This window comes from Streptomyces atriruber (assembly GCF_001418325.1).
Taxonomy (GTDB): Bacteria; Actinomycetota; Actinomycetes; order Streptomycetales; family Streptomycetaceae; genus Streptomyces; species Streptomyces atriruber.
On record NZ_LIPN01000270.1, the window covers coordinates 353 to 6,694 of the forward strand.

Genomic DNA, 6,342 nt, shown 5'->3' on the forward strand with positions numbered 1-6,342 from the left:
GGCGGGCCGCCGGCTGCCCGCGCACTGCACCTCGGTCGGCAAGATGCTGCTCGCCTCACTGCCGCAGGACGAGCTCGAATCCCGCGTCCGGGGGCGGGAGTTCACTGCCATGACCCCGCACAGCATCACCGACCCGGACGAGCTTCTCACCGCTCTCGCCGGGGTCCGCGAGCAGGGCGTCGCCGTCGAGCACCGGGAGTCCAACCCGGACGTCAGCTGCGTGGCCGCGCCGGTGCGGGACGGCGCCGGGCACGTCGTCGCGGCGCTCTCCATCTCCGTGCCGATGATCCGCTGGACCGAGGAGCGCGAGCGCGAACTGGCCGACCTCGCCGCCAAGGGCGCCGGAGACCTGTCGGTCCGCCTCGGCCACCGGGGCGCGCGATGAGCCGTGCGTACGACGTCGCGGTCCGCGCGGAGGCCTCGCTCGGCGAGGGCCCCACCTGGGACGCGACGACCGGCCGCCTCATCTGGGTCGACATCCTCGGCTCACGCGTCCACACGTACGCCCCCGGGGACGGCCGCCGCACGGTGATGGCCACCGAACAGCACGTCGGCGCCGCCAAGCCCCGCGCGGGCGGCGGCCTGGTCGTCAACCTCCGCGACGGCATCGGCCTCTACGGCCCCGGCGGCGCACCCTTCACCTGGCTGGTCCGCGACCCCGTGCCGGGCCGCCGCGGAAACGACGCGGCGGTCGCGCCCGACGGCGCGCTCTGGGCGGGCACCATGCGCTACGACGAGGCGCCCGGCGGCGGCAGCCTGCTGCGCGTCGCCCCCGACGGCACCGTGACCGAAGCGGCCGACGGCGTGGCCGTCAGCAACGGCACGGGCTGGAGCCCCGACGGGCGGCTCATGTACTACGTGGACAGCCCGACGCGACGGATCGACGTACTGGACTTCGACGGTCAACACGCCGTCAATCGGCGGCCGTTCGCGCACATCGAGGAGCGGGCGGGCTTTCCCGACGGGCTGACCGTCGACGCCGACGGCCGCGTCTGGGTGGCGCTCTGGGACGGCGCGGCGATCCGCGGCTACACGCCCGACGGCCGCCTGGACCGGATCGTCGAACTTCCCGTGCGCCGCCCCACGGCCTGCGCCTTCGGCGGCCCCGACCTGCGTGACCTGTACGTCACGACGGCCCGCACCGGCCTCGAACGCCCGCACCCGCTCTCGGGTTCGGTGCTGGTCGTGCCGGACGCGGGCCGTGGCCTGCCGGGAACCGCCTTCGCGGGCTGAGCTCAGCTCTTGAGCTCCCCGAGGTACTTCCCGAACTTCTCCAGGCCGTCGATGTTGCGCGGCCCGCTGATGCCCTCGTTGTAGTCGAGGACGAAGAAGTTGTTCTTCTTGACGGCGGGCAGCTCCTTCGTGTGCGGGGACTTCTTCAAGAACTCGATCTTCTTCTTCGCGGGCTGGTCGCCGTAGTCGAAGATGATGACGACCTCGGGTTCGGCCTTCGTCACGGCCTCCCAGTTGACCTGCGTCCAGCGCTCGTCGAGGCCGTCGAAGACGTTCCTGCCGCCCGCGCTCTTGATGATGTCGTTGGGCGGCACCTGACTGCCGGCCGTGAAGGGCTGGTCGGTGCCGGAGTCGTAGAGGAAGACCGGCACCCGCTCGCCGCCCGTGGGCGCCTTCTTCTCCACGGCCGCCACGCGCCTCTTGAGATCACCGACGACCCGGTCCGCCTTCTTCTCCACCCGGAAGATCTTTCCGAGCCGCTCCAGGTCGGTGTAGAGCGCCTTGAACGGGGTGACCTTCTCCGGGTGCCCGGGATAGTTGAAGCAGCTCTCCGTGTGCATGAAGCTCTGGATGCCGAGCTTGTCGAGGATCTTCGGGGTGATGCCGCGCTGGTCGCTGAAGCCGGAGTTCCAGCCCGCGACGACGAAGTCGGACTCCGCCTCGACGACGAGCTCCTTGTTCAGCAGGTCGTCGCTGAGCATCTTCACCTTGGCGTACTCCGACGCCCAGGGCGACTCGCTCACCGGCGGGTTGGCGGGCGGCATCACATAGCCGTGCACGTGCTCGGTCAGGCCGAGGCTGAACAGCTTGTCGGCGCTGCCGCCCTCGTACGCGACCGCCCGCTGGGGGACCTTGTACGGAACGGACTCGCCGCAGCGCTTGACGGCGACCTTCTTCTCGGACGCCTCGGCGCCGTCGGCCGAGTCGATCTCGGCGCCGCAGCCGCTCAGTACCAGTGCGGCCGCGAGCGCGGAGGCGAGGGCGATGGATCTGGTGTGGGACATGGGGGAGTCGGTGCCTTTCAGAGGTTCGGGAGCGAGGGTTCCGGGCGTGCGGGGTGGAGTGCGTACAGCAGCTGCGGGTCGCCCGTCAGCGGGTGCGGGACGACGGTGGCCCGTACGCCGAAGACATCGGCCATCAGGGACGCGGTGAGGACCTCGGCCGGTGGCCCGGACGCCACGAGGCGGCCCTGCGCGAGCACCCCGATCCGGTCGCAGGCGGCCGCCGCGAGGTTGAGGTCGTGCAGGACGACCAGGACGGTGGGCCCGGCGCCGCGCAGATGGGAGAGGACCTCGATCTGGTGGCGTACGTCGAGGTGGTTGGTCGGCTCGTCGAGCACGAGGATGTGCGGCTCCTGGACCAGCGCCCGGGCCAGCAGCACGCGCTGGCGCTCCCCGCCCGACAGGGTCAGGACCCCGCGCTTGGCGAGGTGGCCGATGTCGAGACGTTCCATCGCCCCCGCGCACAGCTCCCGTTCGCGGGCGGTCAGCGCCTGGTTTCCGCGCTGGTGCGGGGCGCGTCCGAGCGCGACGACCTCCTCGACCGTGAAGTCCAGGTCGACGGCGCCGTCCTGCGTCATGGCGGCGACGAGCTGCGCACCGCGCCGCATCGAGAGCGGGGACAGGTCGTCGCCGCCGACGAGGACGGCGCCGGAGGCCGGGCGCAGCGCACGGTACACGCAGCGCAGCGCCGTCGACTTCCCGCTGCCGTTCGGCCCGACCAGGCCGACGACCTCACCGCTCCCCACGTCCAGGGAGAGATCGTGGACGAGGCGCTTGCCGTCGATGTCCACGGAGATCCCGTGGATCCGCAGATCCATCTCAACGCCCCCCGAACGTATAGCCCTTGCGGCGCATCAGGCCGATGAAGACGGGTACCCCGACGAGCGCCGTGATGACGCCGAGCGGCAGCTCGCGCGGGGCCACCACGGTCCGCGACAGCAGATCCACCCAGACCATGAAGACCGCACCGGCCAGCGGGGCGACGGCGAGCACCCGGGCATGGGTGGCGCCGACCACCATCCGCACCAGGTGCGGCATGACGAGCCCGACGAAGCTGATGGCGCCGCTCACGGCCACCATCACGCCGGTGATCAGCGAGACGAGGACGAGCAGCGCCGTCCGGTGCCGGTCGGGGCTGATGCCCAGGCTGGACGCGGTCTCGTCGCCCAGCGCCAGGACGTCCAGCGCCCTGCCGTAGCGGTGGAGCACGGCGAGGCCGAGGAGCACGACCGCGGCGACGACGGGCAGCGCGCCCCAACTCGCCGCGCCGAAGCTGCCCATGGTCCAGTACAGGACCATCGCCGTCGCCTCGCTGTCCGGCGCGAAGTAGATGATCACGCTCATCACGGCCTGCAGCCCGAGGGACATCGCCACGCCCGTCAGGACGAGCCGCAGCGGCGAGAGCCCGCCCCGGCCGGCGGAGGCGACGTACACGAGGAACGAGGCCACGACCGCGCCCAGGAAGGCACCGGCGGACACCGCGTACACGCCGAGGGCGGCGAGGCCTCCGGTGACCGTGACGCCGACCGCGCCGACCGACGCGCCCGAGGAGACACCGAGCACGAACGGGTCGGCGAGCGCGTTGCGCACCATCGCCTGGATGGCCACGCCGACCGCGCTCAGCCCGGCGCCCACCAGGGCGGCGAGGAGCACGCGCGGCGTGCGGATCTGCCAGATGATCTGGTACGTCGTCGTCTCGTCCGCGTCGATGCGGCCGCCGGTGAGGGCGGCCCACAGGAGGCGGGCGGTGTCGGCGGGCGTGACCACGGCGGCGCCGAGGCCGATGGCCACGAGCACGGAGGCGAGCAGCAGGAGGAACAGGGCGACGCAGGTCAGCACGAGGACCCTGGGTGAGGAGAGCCGCTCCCGCAGGTCGGTGGGGGGTGGGTCCGTGTGGCGCAGGTCGGTGTGGCTGGTGGTGCTCACGTGGTGTCTGTCCTCTCCTGGACCGCCCTGTCCGCCCTGTCCGCTCTGCCTGCCCTGTCCGTCCCGTCCGTCCCGTCCGCCCTGTTCGCGCGCAGCACCAGCACCGCCGCGCCGAGCGCCGCGACGACCAGGGCGCCGAAGACCGCGGCGGTGCCGGGGTAGCCGGCGAGGCCGAGGCCCGCGCCGCCGAGCGCCGCACCGGCGAACACGCCGAGGCTCTGCCCCGCCGCGTTGAGGCTCAGCGCCGAGCCGCGCAGCGTCGTCCCGCAGCGCCGCACGATGAGACTGACGACGCAGGCGGCGACGACGGCGTGGCTCGCCGCGTGCAGCGCGGTCATGGCGAGGGCGAGCGGCAGCCAGTGCGTGAAGTAGAAGCCCACGACCGAGACGAGCGCGGCGACGAGCCCGACGGCCAGCATGCGTTCCGTGCCGATGCGCGGTTCCGCCGCGTTGGTGATGCGCCCGGTGAGGAGATTGCTGACGAAGAACGACGCGCCGCTCAGCGTCCACACGAACGCGAAGAGCTCGGCGTCGAGGTCGAACCGCTCCTCGTAGAAGGCCGCGAGATACGACAGGTACCCCATGAACACCGCGGTGCGCAGGAACCCGATGAGCAGCACCGGCACCATGCCGCGCACCGCCGCCAGGGCCTTGAACGAGGCGAGGTAGCCCAGGCGCGGTCCCGCCGCGGCGGCCTCCTCGCCCGGCCCCGCGTGCCGTCCCCGCCGGGCCACGAAGACCGCCGCGAGCAGCAGCGACAGCACGGTCACCGCGAACAGGTCGCCCTGCCAGCCCCAGAACAGCGCGGGCAGCGCGATGACCGGGGCGGCGAGCATCGCGGTCATGGACGTGGTCGCCGTGACGAGGGTCGCCGCGCGCCCGGCCGCCTTGCCGGTGCCGAAGCGGTCGGCGGCCGCGGCGGTGAGCGCCGGGTTCAGCACGGCCGTACTCGCGCCGATGAGCAGGCAGAACACGGCGAGCAGCAGGAAGTCCCCACTGGCGCCGAGGGCCGCCGACGCGCCGAGCGCCACGAGCGCGCCCGCCGCCGCCCACTCCCGGGGCACCCGGTCGATGACCGGGGCCAGCGCGGTGCCGACCAGCAGGGCGGCGAGCCCGCCGAGGCCGCGCAGGCCGCCCATCGCCGCGACACTGCTGCCCGCCTCGTCGGCGATGGGCACGAGGTACGTGCTGAAGACGGTGAACGGCAGCAGTCCGACCGCCGAGGCGAGCAGCACCGGCCACAGCGTGCGCGCCATGCGCAGATCGCCCGGCAGCACGTCCGCGTCGCCGCCGTTCGTGCAGTCCTTGGTGGCATCGGTGCTCACGCCGCCGCTCCGTTCGGCGCAAGGGCGGCGCGGTAGCGGTACATCGGTGTGGCGTCCGCGCTGAACTGGGAGAACGTGAACGGCTCGGCGTTGAGCCCGGTGACGCCCGCGCCGAGGAAGGCGCGGGCGACGGCGCTGCCGCTCTGCGCGTAGACGATCAACGGCACGCCGTGTTCCACGCAGTGGCGCAGGATCAGGTCGAACGTGCCGTTGCTGAGCGTCATGCCGGTGGCGACCACGACGTCGGCCGCCGCGAGCACCTCGGTCATGTCGTCGGTGACGGGTTCGCCCCACGCGGTCGTGCGCAGGTTCAGATCGCAGGGCAGACAGACGCCGCCCCGCTCGCGTATCGCCGCGACGAGCGGGTTGACCACGCCGATCAGGGCGACCCGCGCGCCGGGCTCGATGTCGAGCAGCCCGGCGACGGCGGCGTCGCGGGCCTCGGCGCGCTCTTCGGGCGTGCCGGTCGGGAGCATCACGCGCTCGGCGTCGTCGGCGTCGCGGTGCGGGCGCACCCGCGCGAAGTAGGCGTCGAGCGCGGCGGTCCGCACGGGCGCGGCCTCGTCGCGGAGCAGCTTGTCCAGGGAGCGTCCTGAGGCGTTCTCGCAGAAGCCCGGGGCGAGTTCACCCGCCTCGAAGGAGCAGGCGCCGAAGGCGTCGCCGACGCGGAGCAGCAAGTAGTGGTTGTGGTAGGTGACGTCGCCGCCGGCCAGCCGCGTGGTGTTGTACAGCCAGAACGCGCTGGTGACGGTGAGGTCGGCCGGGTCGGGCCCGTGGGCGCCCGCCAGGACGGCGTCGGTGAGCTCCGCGACGGTGTGGGGCGTGGTGTGCGACATGGGGGGGGTTCTCTCCGAGGT

At 72.9% G+C, this 6,342-nt stretch carries 7 protein-coding genes; 2 read left to right on the forward strand and 5 right to left on the reverse strand.

Annotated features, from left to right (window positions below; all coding sequences use genetic code 11):
* Both AOK03_RS44285 and AOK03_RS26485 read left to right on the forward strand, forming a co-directional pair.
* Nucleotides 1–385 (forward strand): IclR family transcriptional regulator (locus AOK03_RS44285; RefSeq protein WP_279616335.1); only part of this gene is annotated, 385 nt, incomplete at its 5' end.
* On the forward strand, nucleotides 382–1,233 hold the full coding sequence (locus tag AOK03_RS26485) for an SMP-30/gluconolactonase/LRE family protein (RefSeq protein WP_055567858.1): 852 nt from the start codon (nucleotides 382–384) through the stop codon (nucleotides 1,231–1,233). The genes AOK03_RS44285 and AOK03_RS26485, both read left to right, overlap by 4 nt.
* Nucleotides 1,234–1,235: 2 nt before the next feature.
* On the opposite strand, the gene AOK03_RS26490 is transcribed toward AOK03_RS26485, so the two are convergent.
* From AOK03_RS26490 to AOK03_RS26510, 5 genes are read right to left on the reverse strand one after another with little or no spacing between them, the layout of a single operon-like run.
* A complete protein-coding gene (locus tag AOK03_RS26490) occupies nucleotides 1,236–2,237 on the reverse strand; it encodes an ABC transporter substrate-binding protein (protein ID WP_055567859.1) in 1,002 nt (333 codons plus the stop codon).
* Between the two features lie 17 nt (nucleotides 2,238–2,254).
* Nucleotides 2,255–3,052, reverse strand: a complete 798-nt coding sequence (locus AOK03_RS26495) for an ABC transporter ATP-binding protein (RefSeq protein WP_055567860.1) — start codon at nucleotides 3,050–3,052, stop codon at nucleotides 2,255–2,257.
* A 1-nt stretch (nucleotide 3,053) separates the two neighbouring features.
* Entirely contained in the window at nucleotides 3,054–4,106 is a 1,053-nt protein-coding gene (locus AOK03_RS26500) for a FecCD family ABC transporter permease (protein ID WP_425264416.1), read from the reverse strand.
* Between the two features lie 50 nt (nucleotides 4,107–4,156).
* Nucleotides 4,157–5,485, reverse strand: a complete 1,329-nt coding sequence (locus tag AOK03_RS26505; protein WP_244177761.1) for an MFS transporter — start codon at nucleotides 5,483–5,485, stop codon at nucleotides 4,157–4,159.
* Complete coding sequence (locus tag AOK03_RS26510; protein ID WP_055567861.1) at nucleotides 5,482–6,321, reverse strand: Rossmann-like domain-containing protein; 840 nt, start codon at nucleotides 6,319–6,321, stop codon at nucleotides 5,482–5,484. Before AOK03_RS26510 ends, AOK03_RS26505 begins: the two co-directional genes overlap by 4 nt.
* Nucleotides 6,322–6,342 lie beyond the last annotated feature (21 nt).